37 protein-coding genes are annotated in these 22,735 nt (G+C 40.2%); all 37 read left to right on the top strand.

The features are described 5' to 3' along the window. Window position 1 precedes the first annotated feature (1 nt). The 37 genes from rpsL to truA all read left to right on the top strand — a co-directional run bounded on the left by rpsL (window position 2) and on the right by truA (window position 22,703). Entirely contained in the window at window positions 2–415 is a 414-nt protein-coding gene (gene rpsL, locus OS139_RS08745) for a 30S ribosomal protein S12 (RefSeq protein ID WP_002294318.1), read from the top strand. An 83-nt stretch (window positions 416–498) separates the two neighbouring features. Beyond that, window positions 499–969 (top strand): 30S ribosomal protein S7, encoded by a 471-nt coding sequence (gene rpsG, locus OS139_RS08740; RefSeq protein ID WP_002290440.1) that lies wholly within the window; start codon window positions 499–501, stop codon window positions 967–969. Between the two features lie 93 nt (window positions 970–1,062). Next, window positions 1,063–3,150 carry an elongation factor G gene (gene fusA, locus OS139_RS08735; RefSeq protein WP_002294317.1) on the top strand — a complete coding sequence of 696 codons (2,088 nt, stop codon included), beginning with the start codon at window positions 1,063–1,065 and terminating at the stop codon, window positions 3,148–3,150. Window positions 3,151–3,321: 171 nt separating this feature from the next. Continuing rightward, on the top strand, window positions 3,322–4,509 hold the full coding sequence (gene tuf, locus OS139_RS08730) for an elongation factor Tu (protein WP_002290442.1): 1,188 nt from the start codon (window positions 3,322–3,324) through the stop codon (window positions 4,507–4,509). A gap of 405 nt (window positions 4,510–4,914) precedes the next feature. Beyond that, complete coding sequence (rpsJ, locus tag OS139_RS08725; RefSeq protein WP_002290443.1) at window positions 4,915–5,223, top strand: 30S ribosomal protein S10; 309 nt, start codon at window positions 4,915–4,917, stop codon at window positions 5,221–5,223. A gap of 30 nt (window positions 5,224–5,253) precedes the next feature. Beyond that, complete coding sequence (rplC, locus tag OS139_RS08720; RefSeq protein ID WP_002290445.1) at window positions 5,254–5,883, top strand: 50S ribosomal protein L3; 630 nt, start codon at window positions 5,254–5,256, stop codon at window positions 5,881–5,883. A 27-nt stretch (window positions 5,884–5,910) separates the two neighbouring features. Beyond that, window positions 5,911–6,534: a 50S ribosomal protein L4 gene (gene rplD, locus OS139_RS08715; RefSeq protein ID WP_002290446.1), complete on the top strand. Its 624-nt coding sequence runs from the start codon at window positions 5,911–5,913 to the stop codon at window positions 6,532–6,534. After that, the gene (rplW, locus tag OS139_RS08710; protein WP_002290449.1) at window positions 6,534–6,824 is read left to right on the top strand and encodes a 50S ribosomal protein L23; all 291 of its coding nucleotides are present in this window, start codon (window positions 6,534–6,536) and stop codon (window positions 6,822–6,824) included. The genes rplD and rplW overlap by 1 nt, the downstream gene beginning before the upstream one ends. Before the next feature lie 38 nt (window positions 6,825–6,862). Beyond that, complete coding sequence (gene rplB, locus OS139_RS08705; protein ID WP_002290451.1) at window positions 6,863–7,696, top strand: 50S ribosomal protein L2; 834 nt, start codon at window positions 6,863–6,865, stop codon at window positions 7,694–7,696. 42 nt (window positions 7,697–7,738) lie between these two features. Further along, a complete protein-coding gene (rpsS, locus tag OS139_RS08700; RefSeq protein ID WP_002288655.1) occupies window positions 7,739–8,017 on the top strand; it encodes a 30S ribosomal protein S19 in 279 nt (92 codons plus the stop codon). A gap of 22 nt (window positions 8,018–8,039) precedes the next feature. Then, a complete protein-coding gene (rplV, locus tag OS139_RS08695) occupies window positions 8,040–8,387 on the top strand; it encodes a 50S ribosomal protein L22 (protein WP_002288657.1) in 348 nt (115 codons plus the stop codon). 13 nt (window positions 8,388–8,400) lie between these two features. Beyond that, entirely contained in the window at window positions 8,401–9,057 is a 657-nt protein-coding gene (gene rpsC / locus OS139_RS08690; RefSeq protein ID WP_002288659.1) for a 30S ribosomal protein S3, read from the top strand. Window positions 9,058–9,059: 2 nt separating this feature from the next. Continuing rightward, on the top strand, window positions 9,060–9,494 hold the full coding sequence (gene rplP / locus OS139_RS08685) for a 50S ribosomal protein L16 (protein WP_002288661.1): 435 nt from the start codon (window positions 9,060–9,062) through the stop codon (window positions 9,492–9,494). After that, entirely contained in the window at window positions 9,484–9,672 is a 189-nt protein-coding gene (gene rpmC, locus OS139_RS08680; RefSeq protein ID WP_002288664.1) for a 50S ribosomal protein L29, read from the top strand. The genes rplP and rpmC overlap by 11 nt, the downstream gene beginning before the upstream one ends. 24 nt (window positions 9,673–9,696) lie before the next feature. Further along, on the top strand, window positions 9,697–9,963 hold the full coding sequence (rpsQ, locus tag OS139_RS08675) for a 30S ribosomal protein S17 (protein WP_002288668.1): 267 nt from the start codon (window positions 9,697–9,699) through the stop codon (window positions 9,961–9,963). Window positions 9,964–10,020: 57 nt separating this feature from the next. Further along, a complete protein-coding gene (gene rplN / locus OS139_RS08670; protein ID WP_002288669.1) occupies window positions 10,021–10,389 on the top strand; it encodes a 50S ribosomal protein L14 in 369 nt (122 codons plus the stop codon). 36 nt (window positions 10,390–10,425) lie between these two features. Beyond that, window positions 10,426–10,734, top strand: coding sequence for a 50S ribosomal protein L24 (gene rplX, locus OS139_RS08665; protein ID WP_002332022.1), 309 nt, complete (start codon window positions 10,426–10,428; stop codon window positions 10,732–10,734). A gap of 27 nt (window positions 10,735–10,761) precedes the next feature. Next, a complete protein-coding gene (gene rplE / locus OS139_RS08660; protein ID WP_002288671.1) occupies window positions 10,762–11,301 on the top strand; it encodes a 50S ribosomal protein L5 in 540 nt (179 codons plus the stop codon). Between the two features lie 18 nt (window positions 11,302–11,319). Beyond that, window positions 11,320–11,505 carry a type Z 30S ribosomal protein S14 gene (locus tag OS139_RS08655; protein ID WP_002288673.1) on the top strand — a complete coding sequence of 62 codons (186 nt, stop codon included), beginning with the start codon at window positions 11,320–11,322 and terminating at the stop codon, window positions 11,503–11,505. 35 nt (window positions 11,506–11,540) lie between these two features. Then, window positions 11,541–11,939, top strand: a complete 399-nt coding sequence (gene rpsH, locus OS139_RS08650; protein ID WP_002288675.1) for a 30S ribosomal protein S8 — start codon at window positions 11,541–11,543, stop codon at window positions 11,937–11,939. A gap of 31 nt (window positions 11,940–11,970) precedes the next feature. Continuing rightward, the gene (gene rplF / locus OS139_RS08645) at window positions 11,971–12,507 is read left to right on the top strand and encodes a 50S ribosomal protein L6 (RefSeq protein WP_002288677.1); all 537 of its coding nucleotides are present in this window, start codon (window positions 11,971–11,973) and stop codon (window positions 12,505–12,507) included. A gap of 160 nt (window positions 12,508–12,667) precedes the next feature. Further along, a complete protein-coding gene (rplR, locus tag OS139_RS08640; protein ID WP_002288679.1) occupies window positions 12,668–13,024 on the top strand; it encodes a 50S ribosomal protein L18 in 357 nt (118 codons plus the stop codon). 20 nt (window positions 13,025–13,044) lie between these two features. Continuing rightward, window positions 13,045–13,545 (top strand): 30S ribosomal protein S5, encoded by a 501-nt coding sequence (gene rpsE / locus OS139_RS08635; RefSeq protein ID WP_002288681.1) that lies wholly within the window; start codon window positions 13,045–13,047, stop codon window positions 13,543–13,545. Window positions 13,546–13,559: 14 nt separating this feature from the next. After that, window positions 13,560–13,739 carry a 50S ribosomal protein L30 gene (rpmD, locus tag OS139_RS08630; protein ID WP_002288686.1) on the top strand — a complete coding sequence of 60 codons (180 nt, stop codon included), beginning with the start codon at window positions 13,560–13,562 and terminating at the stop codon, window positions 13,737–13,739. 43 nt (window positions 13,740–13,782) lie between these two features. Beyond that, on the top strand, window positions 13,783–14,223 hold the full coding sequence (gene rplO, locus OS139_RS08625; protein WP_002288687.1) for a 50S ribosomal protein L15: 441 nt from the start codon (window positions 13,783–13,785) through the stop codon (window positions 14,221–14,223). Further along, complete coding sequence (secY, locus tag OS139_RS08620; RefSeq protein WP_002288688.1) at window positions 14,223–15,518, top strand: preprotein translocase subunit SecY; 1,296 nt, start codon at window positions 14,223–14,225, stop codon at window positions 15,516–15,518. The genes rplO and secY overlap by 1 nt, the downstream gene beginning before the upstream one ends. 61 nt (window positions 15,519–15,579) lie before the next feature. Continuing rightward, window positions 15,580–16,227: an adenylate kinase gene (locus OS139_RS08615; RefSeq protein ID WP_002288690.1), complete on the top strand. Its 648-nt coding sequence runs from the start codon at window positions 15,580–15,582 to the stop codon at window positions 16,225–16,227. A 190-nt stretch (window positions 16,228–16,417) separates the two neighbouring features. Beyond that, window positions 16,418–16,636: a translation initiation factor IF-1 gene (infA, locus tag OS139_RS08610; protein ID WP_002288695.1), complete on the top strand. Its 219-nt coding sequence runs from the start codon at window positions 16,418–16,420 to the stop codon at window positions 16,634–16,636. A 32-nt stretch (window positions 16,637–16,668) separates the two neighbouring features. After that, the gene (gene rpmJ, locus OS139_RS08605) at window positions 16,669–16,785 is read left to right on the top strand and encodes a 50S ribosomal protein L36 (RefSeq protein ID WP_002288710.1); all 117 of its coding nucleotides are present in this window, start codon (window positions 16,669–16,671) and stop codon (window positions 16,783–16,785) included. Window positions 16,786–16,802: 17 nt separating this feature from the next. Then, window positions 16,803–17,168 carry a 30S ribosomal protein S13 gene (rpsM, locus tag OS139_RS08600; RefSeq protein WP_002288713.1) on the top strand — a complete coding sequence of 122 codons (366 nt, stop codon included), beginning with the start codon at window positions 16,803–16,805 and terminating at the stop codon, window positions 17,166–17,168. Window positions 17,169–17,195: 27 nt separating this feature from the next. After that, a complete protein-coding gene (rpsK, locus tag OS139_RS08595; RefSeq protein WP_002288714.1) occupies window positions 17,196–17,585 on the top strand; it encodes a 30S ribosomal protein S11 in 390 nt (129 codons plus the stop codon). A 79-nt stretch (window positions 17,586–17,664) separates the two neighbouring features. Beyond that, a complete protein-coding gene (locus OS139_RS08590; RefSeq protein ID WP_002288715.1) occupies window positions 17,665–18,603 on the top strand; it encodes a DNA-directed RNA polymerase subunit alpha in 939 nt (312 codons plus the stop codon). A gap of 27 nt (window positions 18,604–18,630) precedes the next feature. Continuing rightward, window positions 18,631–19,011 (top strand): 50S ribosomal protein L17, encoded by a 381-nt coding sequence (rplQ, locus tag OS139_RS08585; protein WP_002288716.1) that lies wholly within the window; start codon window positions 18,631–18,633, stop codon window positions 19,009–19,011. A 271-nt stretch (window positions 19,012–19,282) separates the two neighbouring features. Continuing rightward, complete coding sequence (locus OS139_RS08580; protein WP_002332021.1) at window positions 19,283–20,122, top strand: energy-coupling factor ABC transporter ATP-binding protein; 840 nt, start codon at window positions 19,283–19,285, stop codon at window positions 20,120–20,122. Continuing rightward, window positions 20,098–20,967, top strand: a complete 870-nt coding sequence (locus tag OS139_RS08575) for an energy-coupling factor ABC transporter ATP-binding protein (RefSeq protein WP_002332020.1) — start codon at window positions 20,098–20,100, stop codon at window positions 20,965–20,967. The genes OS139_RS08580 and OS139_RS08575 overlap by 25 nt, the downstream gene beginning before the upstream one ends. Beyond that, entirely contained in the window at window positions 20,957–21,754 is a 798-nt protein-coding gene (locus tag OS139_RS08570; protein ID WP_002288724.1) for an energy-coupling factor transporter transmembrane component T family protein, read from the top strand. Before OS139_RS08575 ends, OS139_RS08570 begins: the two co-directional genes overlap by 11 nt. Window positions 21,755–21,956: 202 nt before the next feature. After that, entirely contained in the window at window positions 21,957–22,703 is a 747-nt protein-coding gene (gene truA / locus OS139_RS08565; RefSeq protein ID WP_002298563.1) for a tRNA pseudouridine(38-40) synthase TruA, read from the top strand. Window positions 22,704–22,735 lie beyond the last annotated feature (32 nt).

Raw genomic sequence — 22,735 nt, 5'->3', positions numbered from 1 at the left:
AATGCCTACAATTAACCAATTAGTACGTAAACCTCGTAAATCAAAGGTGGAAAAATCTAATTCACCTGCTTTGAACAAAGGATATAACAGCTTTAAGAAAACTCAAACTAACGTAAACTCACCTCAAAAACGTGGGGTAGCAACTCGTGTGGGTACAATGACACCTAAAAAACCGAACTCAGCTTTACGTAAATATGCACGTGTTCGTTTGTCAAACTTAATTGAAGTTACTGCTTATATCCCAGGGATTGGTCATAACTTACAAGAACACAGTGTTGTATTATTACGCGGTGGTCGTGTAAAAGACTTACCAGGGGTACGTTACCATATCGTTCGCGGTGCTTTAGATACTGCTGGTGTTAACGACCGTAAACAAAGCCGTTCTAAATACGGAACTAAAAAACCTAAAGCTTAATTTTAATTATTAAACAAATGAAACTTGCTTCTATTATATAGAAGTAATTACTATGAACAATATTTCGGAAGGAGGAGTTACGGATGCCACGTAAAGGTCCTGTTGCAAAACGTGATGTTTTACCAGATCCTATTTATAACTCAAAATTAGTAACTCGCTTGATCAACCGTGTAATGGTTGACGGAAAACGCGGGATTGCAGCTAACATTATCTATAATGCCTTTGACTTGATCAAAGAATCTACAGGTAACGATCCATTAGAAGTGTTTGAACAAGCAATGAAAAACGTTCAACCTGTTCTTGAAGTTAAAGCACGTCGTGTTGGGGGTTCAAACTACCAAGTACCAGTTGAAGTTCGCCCTGAACGTCGCGTTACTCTAGGTCTTCGTTGGGTAGTAAACTACGCTCGCTTGCGCGGTGAACACACAATGGAAGAACGCTTAGCAAAAGAAATCATGGATGCTGCAAACAACACAGGTGCTTCTGTTAAAAAACGTGAAGACACTCATAAAATGGCTGATGCCAACCGTGCGTTTGCTCACTATCGCTGGTAAGATTCTCTCTGTTTGGTCGGCTTTTATAAGTCGACCTCAGATAGTGTCCTTATTTTTAGCAACTAGATAGTAAAGAGAGGAGAAACAAGGAGAATGACCAGAGAATTTTCTTTACAAAACACTCGTAATATCGGTATCATGGCCCACATCGATGCTGGTAAAACGACTGCTACTGAACGTATCTTGTACTACACTGGTAAAATCCATAAAATTGGTGAAACTCATGAAGGAGCTTCACAAATGGACTGGATGGAACAAGAACAAGAACGTGGTATTACGATCACTTCTGCTGCTACTACAGCACAATGGAAGGGTCACCGAATCAACATCATCGACACACCAGGACACGTAGACTTCACAGTTGAAGTTGAACGTTCATTGCGTGTACTTGATGGTGCTGTAACTGTTCTTGATGCACAATCAGGTGTTGAGCCTCAAACTGAAACAGTTTGGCGTCAAGCAACAACTTATGGTGTACCTCGTATCGTATTTGCAAACAAAATGGACAAGATCGGTGCTGACTTCTTATATTCAGTATCAACTTTACATGACCGTTTGCAAGCAAACGCTCACCCAATCCAATTACCAATTGGTGCGGAAGACGACTTCACAGGAATTATCGACCTTGTAACAATGAAGGCTGAAATGTATACAAACGATCTTGGAACAGAGATCGAAGAAACAGAAATTCCTGAAGAATACCGCGAATTAGCTGAAGAATGGCGCGAAAAATTGGTTGAAGCTGTAGCTGAAACTGATGAAGAACTTACTTTGAAATACTTAGAAGGTGAAGAAATCACTGAAGCTGAGTTAAAAGAAGGTATCCGCCGCGCAACAGTTAACGTAGAATTCTACCCAGTACTATGTGGTTCAGCATTTAAAAACAAAGGGGTTCAATTACTATTGGACGCTGTTCTTGATTACTTGCCATCACCGTTAGATATCCCAGCTATCAAAGGGATTGACCCTAAAACTGATGAAGAAGTAGAACGTCCTGCAGACGACAGCGCTCCTTTCTCAGCTTTAGCATTTAAAGTTATGACTGACCCATTCGTAGGTCGTTTAACTTTCTTCCGTGTGTACTCTGGTGTTTTACAATCAGGTTCATACGTACAAAACGCAACAAAAGGCAAACGTGAACGTGTTGGTCGTATCCTACAGATGCATGCCAACTCTCGTTCAGAAATCTCTGAAGTTTACGCTGGAGATATCGCTGCTGCTGTTGGTTTGAAAGACACAACTACTGGGGACACACTATGTGATGAAAAGAGTCTAGTTATTCTTGAATCCATGGAATTCCCAGAACCAGTTATCCAAGTCGCTATTGAACCTAAATCAAAAGCTGACCAAGATAAAATGGGTGTGGCTTTACAAAAACTATCTGAAGAAGATCCTACTTTCCGTGCTGAAACAAACGTGGAAACAGGCGAAACAATCATCGCTGGTATGGGTGAACTTCACTTAGATATCATCGTTGACCGTATGCGTCGTGAATTCAAAGTTGAAGCTAACGTAGGTGCGCCTCAAGTATCTTACCGTGAAACTTTCCGTGCTGGCACTCAAGCCGAAGGTAAGTTTGTACGTCAGTCTGGTGGTAAAGGTCAATACGGTCACGTATGGATTGAATTTACACCAAATGAAGAAGGTGCTGGTTTCGAATTTGAAAATGCGATCGTCGGTGGGGTTGTTCCTCGTGAATACATTCCAGCTGTTGAAACTGGTTTGAAAGATGCTATGGAAAATGGTGTCTTAGCTGGCTATCCATTAGTAGATATCAAAGCTAAACTTTACGATGGTTCATACCATGATGTCGATTCAAATGAAACTGCCTTCCGTGTTGCTGCTTCTATGGCATTACGTGCAGCAGCTAAGAAAGCTAATCCAGTAATCCTTGAACCAATCATGGCTGTAGAAGTTGTTATCCCTGAAGATTACTTAGGTGATGTTATGGGTCACGTAACTGCTCGTCGTGGACGTGTTGAAGGTATGGAAGCTCGCGCTGGCGGCCAACAAGTTGTTCGTGCGATGGTTCCACTTGCTGAAATGTTTGGTTATGCTACAACTCTTCGTTCTGCTACTCAAGGTCGTGGTACATTTACAATGACATTTGACCACTACGAAGATGTACCAAAATCAGTACAAGAAGAAATCATTAAGAAAAACGGCGGAAAAGCTGAATAATTTCTTAAAACCGGATAGTCCTGCAAAGAGATTATCCAAAGAGACTATATTTTTAATATAGTTTCGTGTAAAATAATTATCGATGATATGGGCATGTGGTGTACCTTGTGTACATCATATACCTATCAGACAAATAAAAAATATATTGTATTTTTAGGAGGACATTTTAAAATGGCAAAAGAAAAATTTGACCGTTCTAAACCACACGTTAACATTGGTACTATCGGACACGTTGACCATGGTAAAACTACATTAACAGCTGCAATCACAACTGTACTATCTAAGAAAAACGGCGGCCAAGCTATGGCTTACGATCAAATCGATGGTGCTCCAGAAGAACGCGAACGCGGAATCACAATCTCAACAGCTCACGTTGAGTATGAAACAGATACACGCCACTACGCTCACGTTGACTGCCCAGGACACGCGGACTACGTTAAAAACATGATCACTGGTGCTGCTCAAATGGACGGAGCTATCTTGGTAGTTTCTGCTGCTGACGGCCCAATGCCTCAAACTCGTGAACACATCCTATTGTCTCGTCAAGTTGGTGTTCCTTACATCGTTGTATTCTTGAACAAAGTAGACATGGTTGATGACGAAGAATTACTAGAATTAGTTGAAATGGAAGTTCGTGACCTATTAACAGAATACGAATTCCCTGGTGACGATGTTCCTGTAGTTGCTGGATCAGCTTTGAAAGCTCTAGAAGGCGACGCTTCATACGAAGAAAAAATTCTTGAATTAATGGCTGCAGTTGACGAATACATCCCAACTCCAGAACGTGACAACGACAAACCATTCATGATGCCAGTTGAAGACGTGTTCTCAATTACTGGACGTGGTACTGTTGCTACAGGTCGTGTTGAACGTGGACAAGTTCGCGTTGGTGACGAAGTTGAAGTTGTTGGTATTGCTGAAGAAACTTCAAAAACAACAGTTACTGGTGTTGAAATGTTCCGTAAATTGTTAGACTACGCTGAAGCTGGAGACAACATTGGTGCTTTACTACGTGGTGTTGCACGTGAAGACATCCAACGTGGACAAGTTTTAGCTAAACCAGGTACAATCACACCTCATACAAAATTCTCTGCAGAAGTATACGTGTTGACAAAAGAAGAAGGTGGACGTCATACTCCATTCTTCACTAACTACCGTCCACAATTCTACTTCCGTACAACTGACGTAACAGGTGTTGTTGAATTACCAGAAGGAACTGAAATGGTTATGCCTGGCGACAACGTAACAATGGAAGTTGAATTAATCCACCCAATCGCTATCGAAAACGGTACTAAATTCTCAATCCGTGAAGGCGGACGTACAGTTGGTGCCGGTGTCGTTACAGAAATCAAAGCTTAATTCACTTAAGTTTTAAAGTAAAGCAACATTTATTCGGACGTAATCGCTCGGAACGAAGGTCTCAGGATCTTTGTTCCGAGCTTTTTTATTTATTGCAGGATCAGGGAAAAAGACAGGAGCATTATAATAGAAGAAACACGAAATAAAAGAGTCAGTATTTTCTAAATGAAACTTTATGAAAACAAAATGTTTTTTACAAGAAAAAGCCTTGCTTTGTGAGTTTATATATATTATAATGACAAAGGTGCGTTTACTTTAGTGAATTGCACAGACGTAATCAGAATGATTTCGTCGGCTAAGAAACGAGAGGTTGCGACACGCCCGGACGCTTTGCCACGAACGAGCGTGACGGAAATTTTCGTGGAGCTATGTCTACTTTTCAAAATAGGCGAAGGAGGGAACAAGATGGCAAAACAAAAAATTCGTATCCGTTTAAAAGCGTATGAACACCGTATTTTAGATCAATCAGCGGATAAAATCGTGGAAACTGCAAAAAGAACTGGAGCTAGCGTGTCTGGTCCAATTCCATTACCAACTGAACGCAGTCTTTACACAATCATCCGTGCGACTCATAAATACAAAGATTCACGCGAACAATTCGAAATGCGTACACACAAACGTCTTATCGACATTGTGAACCCAACACCAAAAACTGTTGATGCTTTGATGAAGCTAGACTTACCATCTGGTGTAAACATCGAAATCAAATTATAAAACTAAAACAAAAATAATGGAGGTGTACTCATGACCAAAGGAATCTTAGGGAAAAAAGTGGGAATGACACAAATCTTCACTGAATCTGGTGAATTAATTCCAGTAACTGTTGTAGAAGCTACTCCAAACGTAGTACTACAAGTGAAAACAATGGAAACGGATGGCTACGAAGCTATTCAAGTTGGTTACCAAGATATGCGTGAAGTTTTATCAAACAAACCTGCGAAAGGTCATGTTGCAAAAGCAAACACGGCTCCTAAGCGCTTCATTCGTGAATTCAAAAATGTTGAGCTAGGAGAATATGAAGTAGGAAAAGAAATTACAGTAGATGTTTTCCAAGCAGGAGACATTATTGATGTAACAGGTACTACGAAAGGTAAAGGATTCCAAGGGGTTATCAAACGCCACGGACAAAGCCGCGGACCAATGGCTCACGGTTCTCGTTACCATCGTCGTCCTGGGTCAATGGGTCCAGTTGCACCTAACCGTGTATTTAAAAACAAACGTCTTGCTGGCCGTATGGGTGGCAACCGCGTAACTATCCAAAACTTGGAAGTTGTACGTGTCGATGCAGAAAGAAATGTTATCTTGATCAAAGGTAATGTTCCTGGAGCTAAAAAATCTTTAATCACTATCAAATCAGCTGTGAAAGCTAAATAATTGTAGGAAGAAAGGAGGAACTAAGGAATGCCGAATGTAGCATTATTCAAACAAGATGGAAGCCAAAACGGTGAAATCACACTTAACGAAGAAATCTTCGGAATTGAACCTAATGAAAGTGTTGTTTACGATGCAATCGTAATGCAACGTGCGTCATTAAGACAAGGAACACACGCGGTTAAAAACCGTAGCGCTGTTCGCGGCGGCGGACGTAAACCATGGCGTCAAAAAGGAACAGGTCGTGCACGTCAAGGATCTATCCGCTCACCACAATGGCGTGGAGGTGGCGTAGTCTTTGGACCAACACCACGTTCTTACAGCTACAAACTTCCTAAAAAAGTTCGTCGTTTAGCAATGAAATCTGTATTGTCAGAAAAAGTTGCTGAAAACAACTTGGTAGCAATCGAAGGCTTGAACTTCGACGCACCAAAAACAAAAGAATTCAAACAAGTTCTTGCTAACTTATCTATCGACTCTAAAGTATTGGTTGTTCTAGAAAAAGGTAACGACTTTGCTGCTTTATCAGCACGTAACTTACCAAACGTTTCTGTAGTAACTTCTGATAATGTGAGTGTGCTAGACGTTGTATCAAATACAAAAGTGTTAGCAACACAAACTGCTCTTACTCAAATTGAGGAGGTGCTTGCATAATGAACTTACTAGACGTAATCAAACGCCCAGTGATCACTGAAAAATCAATGCTTGCCATGGATGACAAGAAATACACTTTTGAAGTGGACACTCGCGCAAACAAAACTTTAGTAAAACAAGCGGTAGAAGCTGCTTTTGACGTTAAAGTCAAAAACGTGAACATCGTGAACGTACGTGCGAAATTTAAACGTATGGGCAAATATGCAGGATATACAAAAAAACGTCGCAAAGCGATCGTTACATTGACTGAAGATTCAAAAGAAATCCAATTATTCGAAGCTGCTGAATAAGCACTAATAGATAACTCATTAAATTAGGAGGGAAAAACGTGGCGATTAAAAAGTACAAACCTACCTCAAATGGTCGTCGTAACATGACAGGTTCTGATTTTGCTGAAATCACAACATCAACACCTGAAAAATCATTGTTACAACCATTGAAAAACCATGCTGGACGTAACAACAACGGCCGCATCACTGTACGTCATCAAGGTGGCGGACACAAACGCCAATATCGCGTGATCGACTTCAAACGTAACAAAGATAACGTTGTTGCAACTGTTCAAACGATCGAATATGATCCAAACCGTTCAGCTAACATCGCGTTAGTACACTATGAAGATGGAGTGAAAGCTTACATCTTAGCACCTAAAGGACTAGAAGTGGGTATGAAACTTGTTTCAGGTCCAGAAGCAGATATCAAAGTCGGAAATGCTCTTCCATTAGAAAACATTCCAGTTGGTACTGTTATCCACAACATTGAAATGAAACCTGGTAAAGGTGGACAATTGATCCGTTCTGCTGGTACAAGTGCTCAAGTACTTGGTAAAGAAGGCAAATACGTATTGATCCGCTTGAACTCTGGTGAAGTTCGTATGATCTTAGCTGCATGCCGTGCTACAATCGGTTCTGTAGGTAACGAACAACACGAATTAATCAACATCGGTAAAGCTGGACGCTCTCGTTGGATGCGTAAACGCCCAACTGTACGTGGTAGCGTAATGAACCCTAATGATCATCCACACGGTGGTGGTGAAGGTAAAGCTCCTATCGGACGTAAAGCACCAGTTTCTCCTTGGGGTCAACCAGCTCTTGGTTACAAAACTCGTAACAAAAAAGCTAAATCAGACAAACTTATTGTTCGTCGTCGCAAAAATAAATAATTACTTTGACCATGTGTCGCACATTTTGAGAGGAGGTTCACCATGGGTCGTAGTTTAAAGAAAGGACCTTTTGTCGATGAGCATTTAATGAAAAAAGTTGAAGCTCAAGCAGGGGTTGAAAAGAAAAAAGTTATCAAAACTTGGTCACGCCGTTCAACAGTTTTCCCAAGTTTTGTTGGATATACCATCGCAGTTTATGATGGACGTAAACATGTACCAGTTTACATCCAAGAAGACATGGTAGGACACAAATTAGGTGAATTTGCACCTACAAGAACTTATCGTGGACATGCTGCTGACGATAAGAAAACGAAACGCTAATTTGAGGGGAGGATAAATCCAAATGGCAGAACAAATCACATCAGCTAAAGCAACTGCAAAAACAGTTCGCACTTCACCTCGAAAAGCCCGTTTAGTAATTGACCTTATCAGAGGTAAAAGTGTCGCAGATGCAATTTCAATCTTGAAATTCACACCAAACAAATCTGCTGGAATCATTGAAAAAGTATTGATGTCAGCAGTTGCGAATGCAGAAAATAACTTTGACTTAGATGTTGAAAACTTGGTAGTAAGCGAAGCTTTTGTTAACGAAGGACCTACAATGAAACGTTTCCGTCCTCGTGCAAAAGGATCAGCTTCTCCAATCAACAAACGTACAAGTCATATCACGGTAGTCGTATCAGAAAAATAAGGAGGGATAATCAGTGGGTCAAAAAGTACATCCAATTGGAATGCGTGTAGGCATCATCCGCGACTGGGATGCTAAATGGTATGCTGAAAAAGAGTATGCTGAGTTCTTACACGAAGATTTAAGAATCCGTAAATTTATTTCAACTAAACTTGCTGATGCTGCTGTATCAACAGTTGAAATCGAACGCGCAACAGGTCGCGTAAACATTTCAATTCACACAGCTAAACCAGGTATGGTTATTGGTAAAGGCGGTTCTGAAGTCGAAAGCCTAAGAAAAGAATTAAACAAATTAACTGGTAAAAGAATCCATATCAATATCGTGGAAATCAAAAAACCAGATCTAGATGCAAAATTAGTAGGTGAAGGAATCGCACGTCAATTAGAAAACCGTGTTGCTTTCCGTCGCGCTCAAAAACAAGCCATCCAACGCTCAATGCGTGCTGGCGCTCAAGGGATCAAAACTCAAGTATCTGGTCGTCTAAACGGAGCAGATATCGCTCGTTCAGAAGGATACTCAGAAGGAACTGTTCCTCTTCATACTTTACGTGCGGACATTGATTACGCATGGGAAGAAGCAGATACAACATACGGAAAACTAGGAGTTAAAGTGTGGATCTATCGTGGAGAAATTCTTCCAACTAAAAAAAACACTGAGAAAGGAGGGAAATAATCATGTTAGTACCTAAACGTGTAAAACACCGTCGTGAATTCCGCGGAAAAATGCGCGGGGAAGCTAAAGGCGGAAAAGAAGTAGCATTCGGTGAATACGGTTTGCAAGCTGTTGATTCACATTGGATCACAAACCGCCAAATCGAAGCTGCTCGTATCGCAATGACTCGTTACATGAAACGTGGTGGGAAAGTATGGATTAAAATTTTCCCTCACAAATCTTATACTGCCAAAGCAATTGGGGTGCGTATGGGTTCTGGTAAAGGGGCACCTGAAGGATGGGTTGCACCAGTAAAACGTGGTAAAATCATGTTTGAAATCGCAGGCGTTCCTGAAGAAGTAGCTCGTGAAGCGTTACGTCTAGCTTCTCACAAATTACCAATGAAAACTAAGATCGTAAAACGTGAGGAAATGGGTGGTGAATCGAATGAAGGTTAAAGAAATCAGAGAATTAACCACTGCCGAAATGCTTGATCAAGAAAAACAATTAAAAGAAGAATTGTTTAATCTTAGATTCCAATTAGCAACAGGTCAATTAGAAAACACTGCACGTATTAAAGAAGTACGTAAATCGATTGCACGCATCAAAACTGTGTTGCGTGAACAAGCTAAGTAATTATGGAAGGAGGCCATTAAGCGTATGACTGAAGGAAGAAATCAACGCAAAGTTTATCAAGGTCGCGTGGTTTCAGACAAAATGGATAAAACAATTACCGTTGCTGTCGAAACAAAGAAAAACCACCCTATCTATGGCAAACGCATGAACTATTCTAAGAAATACAAAGTGCATGATGAAAACAACACAGCAAAAGTTGGCGACATCGTGAGAATTATGGAAACTCGTCCATTATCAGCTACAAAACGTTTCCGTTTGTTGGAAGTAGTCGAAGAAGCAGTTATTATCTAATAACACGAGATTTTCCTATATAGATTGAATGCAAAATCTGAAAGGAGGATACACAACGTGATCCAAGCAGAAAGTCGTTTAAAAGTCGCTGATAACTCAGGCGCACGTGAAATTTTGACGATCAAAGTCCTTGGTGGATCTGGTCGTAAAACTGCTAACATCGGTGATGTGATCGTTGCTACGGTTAAACAAGCAACGCCAGGTGGGGTTGTCAAAAAAGGTGACGTCGTTAAAGCCGTTATCGTTCGAACAAAATCAGGAGCTCGTCGTACAGACGGTTCATATATTAAATTTGATGAAAATGCTGCAGTGATTATTCGTGATGATAAAAGCCCTCGTGGAACACGTATCTTTGGGCCAGTTGCACGTGAACTACGTGAAAACAACTTCATGAAGATCGTTTCACTAGCACCAGAAGTTTTATAATCTTGAGACACTTATCAAAGGAGGTGCGAAACAGTTATGTTTGTTAAAAAAGGCGATAAAGTTAAAGTTATCACTGGAAAAGACAAAAACAAAGAAGGCGTTGTACTAGCAGCGTTCCCGAAAAAAGATAAAGTTATTGTCGAAGGTGTAAATGTCGTTAAAAAACACCAAAAACCTTCTCAAGTTGCTCCTCAAGGTGGAATTGTTGAGATGGAAGCGCCAATTCATGTTTCTAACGTGATGGTGGTTGACTCTACTGGTGTAGCTGGCCGAGTTGGCTACAAAGAAGTAGACGGCAAAAAAGTCCGTGTTTCTAAAAAAACCGGTGAAGTTTTAGATAAATAAAAGTTTAAGGAAGGAGGGTCTTACTGAATGAACCGCCTAAAAGAAAAATATCTTAAAGAAGTAACTCCATCATTGATGGAAAAATTTAACTATAGCTCTGTTATGCAAACACCTAAAGTTGAAAAAATCGTCATCAACATGGGTGTTGGTGATGCGGTATCAAACGCTAAAAACTTAGATAAAGCAGTTGAAGAATTAACTTTGATCACTGGTCAAAAACCAATGATTACAAAAGCTAAAAAATCAATCGCTGGATTCCGTTTACGTGAAGGAATGCCAATTGGTGCAAAAGTTACATTGCGCGGAGAAAGAATGTACGAATTCTTAGACAAATTGGTTTCTGTTTCACTACCACGTGTACGTGACTTCCATGGTGTAAGTAAAAAAGCCTTTGACGGTCGTGGAAACTATACTTTAGGTATTAAAGAACAATTGATCTTCCCAGAAGTAGATTATGATTTAGTAGATAAAGTACGTGGTATGGACATCGTTATTGTAACAACAGCAAACTCTGATGAAGAATCTCGTGAGTTGTTGACACAATTAGGCATGCCATTCCAAAAATAATTAAAGGAGGCGAACTACGTGGCTAAAAAATCAATGATTGCTAAAAACAAACGTCCTGCAAAATTTTCAACACAAGCTTATACTCGTTGCGAACGTTGCGGACGTCCACATTCAGTTTATCGTAAGTTCCATCTTTGCCGTATTTGCTTCCGCGAACTTGCCTATAAAGGTCAAATTCCCGGCGTGAAGAAAGCTAGCTGGTAAAAAGTAAATTCGCATAAGAAGGAGGTAAAAGATCAATGGTCATGACAGATCCAATTGCAGATTTTCTAACTCGTATCCGTAACGCAAACATGGTTAAACATGAGTCTTTAGAAGTACCTGCATCAAAAATTAAACGTGACATCGCTGAAATCTTGAAACGTGAAGGTTTCGTTCGTGATGTTGAATACATCGAAGATGACAAACAAGGCGTGATCCGTGTTTTCCTAAAATTTGGTAAAAACGGCGAACGTGTTATCACAAACTTAAAACGTATCTCTAAACCAGGTTTGCGTGCTTATGTCAAAGCTGACGAAGTACCAAAAGTATTGAACGGTTTAGGTATCGCAATCATTTCGACTTCTGAAGGTGTTGTCACTGATAAAGAAGCTCGTGAAAAAAATATCGGCGGCGAAGTTATCGCTTACGTATGGTAATCAAGTAGAATCTACAAGGAGGTGTCTTTAAGTGAGCCGTATCGGAAATAAAGTCGTTGTTATCCCTGAAGGAGTAACAGTTACTCAAGACGGAAACAACGTTACAGTTAAAGGACCAAAAGGTGAATTGACTCGTACTTTTTCAGCAGATATCAAAATGAATATCGAAGGAAACGAAGTAACTTTCACTCGTCCAAACGACAGTAAAGAAATGAAAACAATTCATGGAACAACTCGTGCGAACTTCAACAACATGGTTGTAGGTGTCAGCGAAGGTTTCCAAAAAGCGTTAGAACTAATCGGGGTTGGGTACCGTGCACAATTACAAGGATCAAAACTTGTATTGAACGTTGGTTACTCACATCCAGTAGAAATCACACCACCAGCTGGAGTAACTGTTGAAGTACCAGCTAACACACAAGTAATTGTTAAAGGTGCGAACAAAGAAGAAGTTGGCGAATTAGCTGCAAACATTCGTGGAACTCGTCCTCCAGAACCTTATAAAGGTAAAGGTATTCGTTATGTTGGCGAATATGTACGCCGTAAAGAAGGTAAAACTGGTAAATAATCGTTTAGAAAAATTGCATAGAAGCCAGCAGCAGGAAAAAGGCATTTGGCTGAAGTTTACCTTCAAAAAAATACATTTTTACTTGTGCCGCAGCTTCTATTTTTCGAAACGTATTTACTGCTTGAAATAGTAGTACAATAAAAATAAAGAGGTGACAATTGTGATTACAAAACCAGATAAGAACAAAACACGTCAAAAGAGACATCGTCGTGTACGTAACAATATCTCTGGTACTGCTGAGCGCCCACGCTTGAACGTTTTTCGTTCTAACAAAAACATCTACGCTCAAATTATTGATGACGTAGCGGGTGTAACGCTAGCAAGTGCCTCTACCTTGGATAAAGAAATTTCAGGTGGAACAAAAACAGAAGCAGCACAAGCTGTCGGTAAACTAGTTGCTGAACGTGCAGCTGAAAAAGGCATTAAAGTAGTAGTCTTTGACCGTGGTGGATACCTTTACCATGGCCGTGTGCAAGCTTTAGCTGAAGCTGCTCGCGAAAATGGACTAGAATTTTAGAAGAAGGAGGAATACCATTCATGGTTTATATCGATCCAAAACATTTGGAATTAGAAGACCGCGTTGTTGCAATTAACCGTGTAACAAAAGTTGTTAAAGGTGGACGTCGTCTACGTTTTGCTGCTTTAGTTGTTGTCGGTGACAAAAACGGACACGTAGGATTTGGTACAGGTAAAGCTCAAGAAGTTCCTGAAGCAATCCGTAAAGCAATTGAAGATGCGAAGAAAAACTTAGTTGAAGTACCTATGGTTGGTTCAACAATCCCACACGAAGTAATCGGTGCTTTTAGTGGTGGTAGAATCCTAATGAAACCTGCTGTAGAAGGTTCTGGGGTTGCTGCTGGTGGACCAGTTCGTGCCGTATTAGAATTAGCTGGGGTAGCAGATATCACTTCTAAATCTTTAGGCTCAAATACACCAATCAACGTTGTTCGCGCAACAGTTGAAGGTTTGAAACAATTGAAACGTGCAGAAGAAGTTGCAGAACTTCGCGGCAAATCAGTTGAAGAATTAATCGGATAAGGAGGACAACAATAATGGCTGAATTAAAAGTTACTTTAAAACGCAGTATTATCGGACGTCCTCAAAACCAACGCGATACAGTTAAAGCGTTAGGTCTTACAAAGATTAACAGTTCAGTGGTTAAGCCTTCTAATGAAGCAATTAAAGGCATGATCAATACTGTTTCTCACCTAGTGGACGTTGAAGAAATTTAATTTAGAAAAATCATAACTAGAACATTAAGGAGGTGCCAAACCTATGAAACTTCATGAATTAAAACCTGCTGAAGGTTCACGCCAAGTACGTAACCGTGTTGGTCGTGGTACTTCATCTGGTAACGGAAAAACTGCCGGACGCGGACAAAAAGGACAAAAAGCTCGTTCAGGCGGCGGTGTGCGTTTAGGATTTGAAGGGGGACAAACACCATTGTTCCGTCGTTTACCAAAACGAGGATTCACAAACGTGAACCGTAAAGACTATGCAGTCATTAATCTTGATGTATTGAACCGCTTTGAAGACGGAGCTGAAGTAACTCCTGTTGCTTTAGTTGAAGCTGGAATCGTGAAAAACGAAAAAGCTGGAATCAAAGTATTAGCTAATGGGGAACTAAACAAGAAATTAACTGTGAAAGCAGCAAAATTCTCTAAAGCAGCTCAAGAAGCAATTGAAGCGGCTGGTGGATCAATCGAGGTGATCTAATGTTTAGACTATTAAAAGATGCTTTTAAAGTAAAAGACATTAGATCGAAAATCCTATTTACTGTATTTGTGTTGTTTGTATTTCGCCTAGGTGCACATATTACTGTACCAGGCGTAAATGCTGCTTCATTGCAAAACCTTTCTTCTTTGCCATTTTTCAACATGTTGAACTTGGTAAGTGGTAGTGCGATGCAAAACTTTTCCATTTTCTCAATGGGGGTTTCACCATACATTACTGCTTCTATCGTCATTCAGCTTCTTCAAATGGACATCGTGCCTCGATTTGTTGAATGGTCGAAACAAGGGGAAGTTGGTCGTAAAAAACTGAATCAAGCGACTCGATATCTGACATTAGTATTGGCATTTATCCAATCTGTCGGTATCACTGCTGGATTCAATCAATACGCTCAATTAGGTTTCGTGAATAATCCTAACGTAGCAACTTACGTAACGATCGGTTTGATTCTAACAGCCGGTACGATGTTTGTTACTTGGCTAGGAGAACAGATCACAGAAAAAGGTATCGGAAATGGCGTATCAATGATCATTTTTGCAGGTATCATTTCTAGATTGCCTGAAAGTATCAGAGAAATTTATGAAGATTACTTTATAAATATTGATCCTTCAGACATATGGAAATCTGCTATTTTTGTGGCCATTTTACTAGTAGCGGTCTTATTGATCGTGACATTCGTAACATTTTTCCAACAAGCTGAACGCAAGATCCCGATCCAATATACGAAACGCGTAGCTGGCGCGCCTACAAGCAGCTATCTGCCGTTGAAAGTAAATGCAGCTGGAGTTATTCCAGTTATCTTTGCTAGTTCGTTTATTGCTACGCCAAATGCTGTTTTACAAGCATTGAGCGGTAGATTCGGTTCTGAAAACTGGTACAAAGTGATGATGGAGATCTTTAACTATAATACAGCACCTGGTGCTACGATTTATACGATTCTGATCGTTGCCTTCACTTTCTTCTACGCCTTTGTTCAAGTAAACCCTGAGAAATTAGCGGAAAACTTGCAAAAGCAAGGAAGTTATATACCAAGCGTACGCCCTGGTAAGGGGACTGAAGAGTATGTCTCAAGATTACTGATGCGTTTAAGTACAGTTGGTGCAGTCTTCCTTGGTTTAGTGGCATTGCTTCCAATCATTGCTCAAATGGTTTGGGATCTTCCACAATCAATCGGATTAGGCGGTACAAGCTTACTGATCGTTATCGGTGTAGCTTTAGAAACTGCGAAACAGTTAGAAGGCTTAATGCTGAAACGTAAATATGTTGGATTCATTGAGTAAGAAAGCGTGTTGAGGTTTCCCCTCAACACACGTTCTCACACATTTATTAGGAGGGAAAACAATGAACCTCATTTTAATGGGGCTGCCAGGCGCAGGTAAAGGAACACAAGCTGAAAAAATCATTGATGCTTATGGTATTCCGCACATCTCAACAGGAGATATGTTCCGCGCAGCGATGCAAAACGAAACAGCTCTTGGCCTGGAAGCAAAGTCTTATATGGATAAAGGTGCATTAGTTCCTGATGAAGTAACAAATGGAATCGTGAAAGAGCGACTAGCTGAACCAGATACAGAGAAAGGCTTCTTATTAGATGGCTTTCCACGTACGCTAGATCAAGCAAAAGCTCTGGACGCAATGCTAAAAGATTTGAATAAAAAAATTGATGCTGTCATCGATATCCATGTTGGTGAAGAAATCTTGGTCGAACGTCTAGCCGGCCGATTTATCTGCAGCAATTGTGGAGCAACTTACCATAAAATTTTCAACCCTACAAAAGTTGAAGACACATGTGATCGTTGCGGTGGGCATGAATTCTATCAAAGAGAAGATGATAAACCTGAGACGGTTAAAAATCGTCTGGCTATCAACATCAAAAATAGTGAACCAATCTTGGCTTATTATAAAGAACAAGGTTTGCTAAACACTATTGATGGTGCTCGTGAAATCGATGCTGTATTTGCAGATGTACAAAAAATCATTGAAAAATAGCACGATTGCCCGTAGCCGACTTGCATTATGCAGTTACTCTTGTCAAGTTCAATAAATTATGATAGAATATGTCAGTCCGACTTCTAGAGAATCCTCTAGATGATCCATTTTGAGAATTTTGAGGTGGGAACTGCAGTTTCCGCCATTTTATCGTGTGAAAATGCGAAACAAGTACAAGGAGGTACTGTGCGTGGCAAAAGAAGATATGATTGAAGTCGAAGGTACAGTCGTCGAAACTTTGCCGAATGCAATGTTTAAAGTTGAACTAGAAAACGGACACCAAGTTCTTGCTACTGTTTCAGGTAAAATTCGTATGCATTACATCCGTATCTTACCTGGTGACAAAGTAACGGTTGAATTGTCTCCATACGATCTTAACCGTGGCCGTATTACTTATCGCTTTAAATAATTGTACTCCGTAAAACTACAGGAGGTATTATCATGAAAGTAAGACCATCAGTAAAACCAATGTGCGAACATTGTAAAGTAATTCGTCGTAAAGGACGCGTTATGGTGATTTGCCCAGCAAATCCAAAACATAAACAACGTCAAGGATAATTGGAGGTGCTATAAATATGGCTCGTATTGCAGGAGTAGATATTCCTCGTGATAAACGTGTAGTAGTTTCACTTACTTATATCTATGGTATTGGTAACACTACTGCTAAAAAGATCTTAGCTGATGCTGGTGTATCTGAAGATGTTCGCGTTCGTGAATTAACGAATGAACAAACAGATGCTATCCGTGCAGAAGTAGATAAATTAAAAGTTGAAGGGGATCTTCGTCGTGAAGTGAACTTGAACATCAAACGTTTGATGGAAATCGGTTCTTACCGTGGAATCCGTCATCGCCGTGGATTGCCTGTTCGTGGACAAAACACGAAAAACAATGCACGTACTCGTAAAGGCCCAGCTCGCGCTATCGCTGGCAAGAAAAAATAATTCTTAAGTGAAGGAGGTTAAAACTTCATGGCAGCAAAAAAAGTGAATCGTAAACGCCGTGTGAAGAAGAATATAGAAGCAGGTATTGCACATATCCATTCTACATTCAATAACACTATCATCATGATCACTGATACTCACGGAAATGCATTAGCGTGGTCATCAGCTGGTTCATTAGGTTTCAAAGGAAGCAAAAAATCAACTCCTTTTGCCGCTCAAATGGCAGCAGAAACTGCTACAAAAGCAGCAATGGAACACGGATTAAAGACTGTTGAAGTAACAGTTAAAGGACCTGGTTCTGGACGTGAAGCAGCAATTCGTTCATTACAAGCTACAGGTTTAGAAGTGACTGCAATTCGTGACGTGACTCCAGTTCCTCATAATGGTGCCCGCCCTCCAAAACGCCGTCGTGTTTAATGAGTGCCGCTCATTTTGAGTTTTATCAGTAACGTCATTGAACAAGACACTTTTCGTTTTGAAAGGGGTAAAGATAAGAATGATTGAGTTCGAAAAACCAAGAATCGCAAAAATTGATGAAGAAAAAGATTATGGCAAGTTCATCGTTGAACCTCTTGAAAGAGGGTATGGGACTACTTTAGGGAATTCCCTACGTCGTATTTTATTATCTTCTTTGCCAGGTGCTGCCATCACTAATATTCAAATCGATGGTGTACTGCATGAATTCTCTACCATCAAAGGTGTTAGAGAAGACGTCACTCAAATCATCTTGAACATTAAAGGCTTAGCGCTGAAAATGTATGGCCAAGAAGAAAAAACCCTTGAAATCGATATTACCGGACCTGCTACAGTAACTGCTGGCGATATTATCGTTGATAGTGATGTAGAAATTCTTAACAAAGATATGTACATCTGTAGTGTCTCTGAAGGAGCTACGTTCCATGCTCGCTTAACAGTGAAACCTGGACGTGGTTATGTTCAAGCAGATGAAAATAAAAAAGAAGATATGCCAATTGGCGTTCTTCCAGTCGATTCAATCTACACACCTGTTCGTCGTGTGAACTATCAAGTTGAGAACACACGTGTTGGGCACCGTGAAGATTTTGATAAATTGACGATGGAGATTTGGACAGATGGTTCAATTGAACCGTTGGAAGCAATGAGTTTGTCTGCGAAAATCATGACTGAACATTTGGATATTTTTGTGAACTTAACTGATGAAGCAAAAAATGCTGAAATCATGGTCGAAAAAGAAGAAACACAAAAAGAAAAAATGTTGGAAATGACGATCGAAGAGTTAGACTTGTCTGTTCGCTCTTACAATTGTTTGAAACGTGCAGGAATCAATACTGTACAAGAACTTACAAATAAATCTGAGCCTGAAATGATCAAAGTCCGTAACTTAGGACGTAAATCATTAGAAGAAGTTAAAGCAAAATTGCACGACTTAGGTTTAGGTTTACGTAAAGAAGATTAAAACCTTTTACGAAGGAGGGAAACCAACGTGAGTTATCGTAAACTAGGACGCACATCTAGCCAACGTAAAGCGATGTTGCGTGATTTAACAACTGATTTATTAATCAACGAACGTATTGTGACTACTGAAGCTCGTGCGAAAGAAGTTCGCTCAACTGCAGAAAAAATGATCACTTTAGGTAAACGCGGAGATTTGCATGCACGTCGTCAAGCTGCGGCTTTCGTACGTAATGAAGTTGCCAGCGTGCGTGAAGAAAATGAGGACATCGTCATTGAATCAGCTTTACAAAAACTGTTCAACGATATTGCACCTCGTTACGCAGAACGACAAGGCGGATACACACGCATTTTGAAGACAGAACCAAGACGCGGTGATGGTGCACCAATGGTTGTCTTAGAACTTGTCTAAAATCACACTAATAACATCACTTTATAGATGATTCTTTTAGAGTGTTATGATGTTGGAAGATATTTTTCCGAGTCTAGCTCAGCGCTGCTCCTCAAGCGAATATCGCTTGGGGAGTAAGCACTCATCATAAAGTGTTTTTTTATACCTTTAATTACCTGTCATGACAGATATGTTTGAAGGCATAAAAAAACATTTTAAGCGAGAAATAATTGAAAATTTTGTCTTTTTTTGATAGTGTTAGTAGGAACTTTAGGATGAAGAAGGAGTAATCATGGAGCCAATTATTGAATTAGAAAAGATAAATTATAAATACCAGCCAGATGATCTTTGCCCCGCATTGAAAGATGTCTCCTTTACAATTGATAAAGGTGAGTGGATCGCTATTATTGGACACAATGGTTCAGGAAAATCGACACTTGCCAAAACGATCAATGGATTGCTTCTGCCAGAATCAGGGATCGTGAAAGTGGGAAATCAAATATTAGATGAAGAAAATATTTGGACGATCCGACAGATGGTTGGAATGGTTTTTCAAAATCCAGACAATCAGTTCGTTGGTTCGACAGTAGAAGATGACGTTGCTTTTGGTCTTGAAAATCAAGGGATTCCCAGAGAAGAAATGCTAGTGCGTGTGAAAGATGCACTTGAGAAAGTTAGAATGGCTGAGTTTGCTTCACGCGAGCCTGCTCGTTTATCAGGAGGGCAAAAACAACGTGTTGCCATTGCCGGCGTGGTTGCCTTACGACCTGATATCATTATTTTAGATGAAGCAACAAGTATGCTAGATCCAGAAGGTCGTGAAGAAGTGATCTCTACGATCAAGAAGATCAAAGAAGAAAGTCAATTGACCGTTATATCTATCACTCATGATATTGATGAAGCAGCTAATGCCAATCGGATACTAGTGATGAGACAAGGAGAACTTGTCCGCGAAGGTACACCAAAAGAAATTTTTTCTGCTGGTCCTGAACTGATCGACTTAGGTCTGGATCTACCATTTCCTGAAAAACTGAAGAGCGCACTGAAAGAACGTGGGGTTGATGTGCCAAGTGAATATATGACAGAAGAAAGGATGGTGGATTGGTTATGGACATCCGTTTTGAACAAGTAGACTTCACTTATCAGCCGAATACACCATTTGAACAAAGAGCCTTATTTGACATCAATATGACGATCAAAGAAAACAGTTATACTGCATTAGTAGGGCATACCGGAAGCGGGAAATCAACCTTACTTCAGCATTTGAATGCGCTTGTTAAGCCAACAAGCGGTACAGTCCATATTGGAGATCGAGATATTCAGCCGGATACGGATAATAAGAATTTAAAGCCCATCCGAAAAAAAGTTGGTATCGTCTTTCAGTTTCCAGAAGCACAGCTATTCGAAGAAACGGTAGCAAAAGACATTGCTTTCGGTCCTAAAAACTTTGGTGTCAGCGAAGAAGAAGCACTAGTCCTAGCAAAAGAAACATTAGAACAAGTTGGGCTGGATGAAAGCTATTTGGAACGTTCGCCATTTGAACTTTCAGGAGGGCAAATGCGTAGAGTAGCAATCGCTGGTGTGCTTGCCATGAGGCCGGAAGTACTTGTATTGGATGAACCAACGGCAGGACTTGATCCCCAGGGTAGAAAAGAAATGATGGAGATGTTTTGGCGTCTCCATAAGGAACAGCAGATCACTATTGTATTAGTTACGCATTTAATGGATGATGTAGCCAATTTTGCAGATTATGTCTATGTGCTGGAAAAGGGACGAATCGTTAATAGCGGGGAGCCGCAAGAGGTCTTTCAAAACATTGAATGGCTAAAAGAAAAACAACTAGGCGTACCTACTGCCACCGAGTTTGCAGAAGAATTAATGGCTAAAGGGATGAACTTTGCTACCTTGCCTTTGACAGCTGAAGAATTAGCAGACGCTATCGTCCATTATGCTGGAGGAAATGCCCATGATGAATAAATTGATATTTGGTCGTTATATGCCTGGAGATTCCTTGATCCATCGATTGGATCCCCGAGCTAAATTATTAGCCAGTTTTTATTTTATCGGAATCATTTTTTTAGCAAATAATTGGGAAACGTACCTTTTGTTGGCATTTTTCACATTACTTTCTGTCTTCTTGTCAAAAGTAGATTTGAAATTTTTTATCCGAGGCATTCGCCCATTGATCTGGCTAATCCTCTTCACTGTAGCTTTGCAGGTCTTGTTTACAAGTGGCGGAGAAACTTATTGGAGTTGGGGTGTTTTCCATATCACTGAATTTGGTGTGATGAACGGCCTCTTTATTTTCTGTCGATTCGTGTTGATCATTTTTATGTCGACTCTACTCACGCTTACTACACCGCCTTTGGAATTATCGGATGCGATTGAGTACTTGCTTCGTCCATTGAAAGCCGTACGGTTCCCAGTCCACGAAATTTCATTGATGCTGTCGATTGCTCTTCGTTTTGTGCCTACATTGATGGACGAAACAGAAAAGATCATGAACGCTCAGCGCGCTCGCGGTGTTGATTTTGGTGAAGGAAACCTAGTTCAGAAAATGAAAGCAGTCATTCCTTTGCTGATTCCTTTATTTGTCAGCAGCTTCAACCGTGCGGAAGATCTTGCGACTGCTATGGAAGCAAGAGGCTACAAAGGTGGGGAAGGAAGAACGAAATATCGTGTATTGCATTGGCATAATAGAGACACGATGGTTATCATTGCTTTTGTATTATTAACTGTGCTACTGATCTTTTTAAGAGGATAAACGTTCAGTGGGCCGCTATCTATTCTTTTCTTGCTGATCTGTTTGCAAGAAAGGATGCGAGCAGTGTATGACAAGAAATATTAGGGTCTGTGGCAGACTAAGGTCACAGGCCTCTTTCTTTTATCTGAAAAAAAAGAACGAAAAAATTTTATAAAAAAATCATTATTCCAGATAACCTTTTAGGAACAAAGGAGAGAAAAACATGGTACGTTACAAAGCAATCATTGCGTACGACGGAACAAATTTTAATGGATTCCAAAAACAGCCAAATGGGCGTACTGTTCAAGAAGAAGTAGAAAAAACATTACAAAAAATGGCAAATGGAAAAGAAATCACGGTCTTTGGTTCGGGAAGGACAGATGCCGGAGTACATGCGATCGGGCAAGTAATCCATTTTGATTATCCAGAGGAGCGTCCGTTAGAACGAATGCGTTTCGCGCTAGATACCCAGTCACCAGAGGATATTGCTGTAAGACAAGTAGAAATTGTTTCAGAAGACTTCCACGCAAGATATTTGGTCAAAGAAAAGACGTATCAATTTCGAGTGGATATAGGGAAACCACGCAGTCCTTTTCGACGCCATTATGCAAGTTATTTTCCTTACCCTCTTGATTTGGAAAAAATTCAGCGGGCACTTCCTGATTTATTAGGGACTCACGATTTCACCTCTTTTTGTGCATCAGGAAGCTCGATAGAGGATAAAGTACGTACGATCTACGAGGCTAAGATGGAGGTAAATGAAACAAAAGACGAATTGTTGTTTACATTTAGGGGAAATGGCTTCTTGTATAAGATGATACGGATCTTAGTAGGAACGCTTTTGAAAATTGGCAATGGCCGATTGCCTGAAGATAGTATCCCAGATATTATTGCGAAAAAAGATCGTAATGCAGCAGGACCTACAGCACACCCTGAAGGACTTTATTTGTATGAAGTGAAATATGAATAAGAGGTTACGATAGAAGTGGTCAGTTTCAAGAA

Source organism: Enterococcus sp. E4-223 (assembly GCF_035727065.1).
In the GTDB taxonomy this organism is placed as follows: domain Bacteria; phylum Bacillota; class Bacilli; order Lactobacillales; family Enterococcaceae; genus Enterococcus_B; species Enterococcus_B faecium.
Note: the sequence above shows the minus strand (reverse complement) of the source record. Positions and strands in the feature narration are given on the sequence as shown.

Excerpts from the sequence above, each read along its gene's own strand:
- rpsL (WP_002294318.1), top strand. The coding sequence starts at position 2 with ATGCCTACAATTAACCAATTAGTACGTAAACCTCGTAAATCAAAGGTG.
- rpsG (WP_002290440.1), top strand. The coding sequence starts at position 499 with ATGCCACGTAAAGGTCCTGTTGCAAAACGTGATGTTTTACCAGATCCT.
- fusA (WP_002294317.1), top strand. The coding sequence starts at position 1,063 with ATGACCAGAGAATTTTCTTTACAAAACACTCGTAATATCGGTATCATG.
- tuf (WP_002290442.1), top strand. The coding sequence starts at position 3,322 with ATGGCAAAAGAAAAATTTGACCGTTCTAAACCACACGTTAACATTGGT.
- rpsJ (WP_002290443.1), top strand. The coding sequence starts at position 4,915 with ATGGCAAAACAAAAAATTCGTATCCGTTTAAAAGCGTATGAACACCGT.
- rplC (WP_002290445.1), top strand. The coding sequence starts at position 5,254 with ATGACCAAAGGAATCTTAGGGAAAAAAGTGGGAATGACACAAATCTTC.
- rplD (WP_002290446.1), top strand. The coding sequence starts at position 5,911 with ATGCCGAATGTAGCATTATTCAAACAAGATGGAAGCCAAAACGGTGAA.
- rplW (WP_002290449.1), top strand. The coding sequence starts at position 6,534 with ATGAACTTACTAGACGTAATCAAACGCCCAGTGATCACTGAAAAATCA.
- rpsS (WP_002288655.1), top strand. The coding sequence starts at position 7,739 with ATGGGTCGTAGTTTAAAGAAAGGACCTTTTGTCGATGAGCATTTAATG.
- rplV (WP_002288657.1), top strand. The coding sequence starts at position 8,040 with ATGGCAGAACAAATCACATCAGCTAAAGCAACTGCAAAAACAGTTCGC.
- rplP (WP_002288661.1), top strand. The coding sequence starts at position 9,060 with ATGTTAGTACCTAAACGTGTAAAACACCGTCGTGAATTCCGCGGAAAA.
- rpmC (WP_002288664.1), top strand. The coding sequence starts at position 9,484 with ATGAAGGTTAAAGAAATCAGAGAATTAACCACTGCCGAAATGCTTGAT.
- rpsQ (WP_002288668.1), top strand. The coding sequence starts at position 9,697 with ATGACTGAAGGAAGAAATCAACGCAAAGTTTATCAAGGTCGCGTGGTT.
- rplX (WP_002332022.1), top strand. The coding sequence starts at position 10,426 with ATGTTTGTTAAAAAAGGCGATAAAGTTAAAGTTATCACTGGAAAAGAC.
- rplE (WP_002288671.1), top strand. The coding sequence starts at position 10,762 with ATGAACCGCCTAAAAGAAAAATATCTTAAAGAAGTAACTCCATCATTG.
- rpsH (WP_002288675.1), top strand. The coding sequence starts at position 11,541 with ATGGTCATGACAGATCCAATTGCAGATTTTCTAACTCGTATCCGTAAC.
- rpsE (WP_002288681.1), top strand. The coding sequence starts at position 13,045 with ATGGTTTATATCGATCCAAAACATTTGGAATTAGAAGACCGCGTTGTT.
- rpmD (WP_002288686.1), top strand. The coding sequence starts at position 13,560 with ATGGCTGAATTAAAAGTTACTTTAAAACGCAGTATTATCGGACGTCCT.
- rplO (WP_002288687.1), top strand. The coding sequence starts at position 13,783 with ATGAAACTTCATGAATTAAAACCTGCTGAAGGTTCACGCCAAGTACGT.
- secY (WP_002288688.1), top strand. The coding sequence starts at position 14,223 with ATGTTTAGACTATTAAAAGATGCTTTTAAAGTAAAAGACATTAGATCG.
- OS139_RS08615 (WP_002288690.1), top strand. The coding sequence starts at position 15,580 with ATGAACCTCATTTTAATGGGGCTGCCAGGCGCAGGTAAAGGAACACAA.
- rpmJ (WP_002288710.1), top strand. The coding sequence starts at position 16,669 with ATGAAAGTAAGACCATCAGTAAAACCAATGTGCGAACATTGTAAAGTA.
- rpsM (WP_002288713.1), top strand. The coding sequence starts at position 16,803 with ATGGCTCGTATTGCAGGAGTAGATATTCCTCGTGATAAACGTGTAGTA.
- rpsK (WP_002288714.1), top strand. The coding sequence starts at position 17,196 with ATGGCAGCAAAAAAAGTGAATCGTAAACGCCGTGTGAAGAAGAATATA.
- OS139_RS08590 (WP_002288715.1), top strand. The coding sequence starts at position 17,665 with ATGATTGAGTTCGAAAAACCAAGAATCGCAAAAATTGATGAAGAAAAA.
- OS139_RS08580 (WP_002332021.1), top strand. The coding sequence starts at position 19,283 with ATGGAGCCAATTATTGAATTAGAAAAGATAAATTATAAATACCAGCCA.
- OS139_RS08575 (WP_002332020.1), top strand. The coding sequence starts at position 20,098 with ATGGACATCCGTTTTGAACAAGTAGACTTCACTTATCAGCCGAATACA.
- OS139_RS08570 (WP_002288724.1), top strand. The coding sequence starts at position 20,957 with ATGATGAATAAATTGATATTTGGTCGTTATATGCCTGGAGATTCCTTG.
- truA (WP_002298563.1), top strand. The coding sequence starts at position 21,957 with ATGGTACGTTACAAAGCAATCATTGCGTACGACGGAACAAATTTTAAT.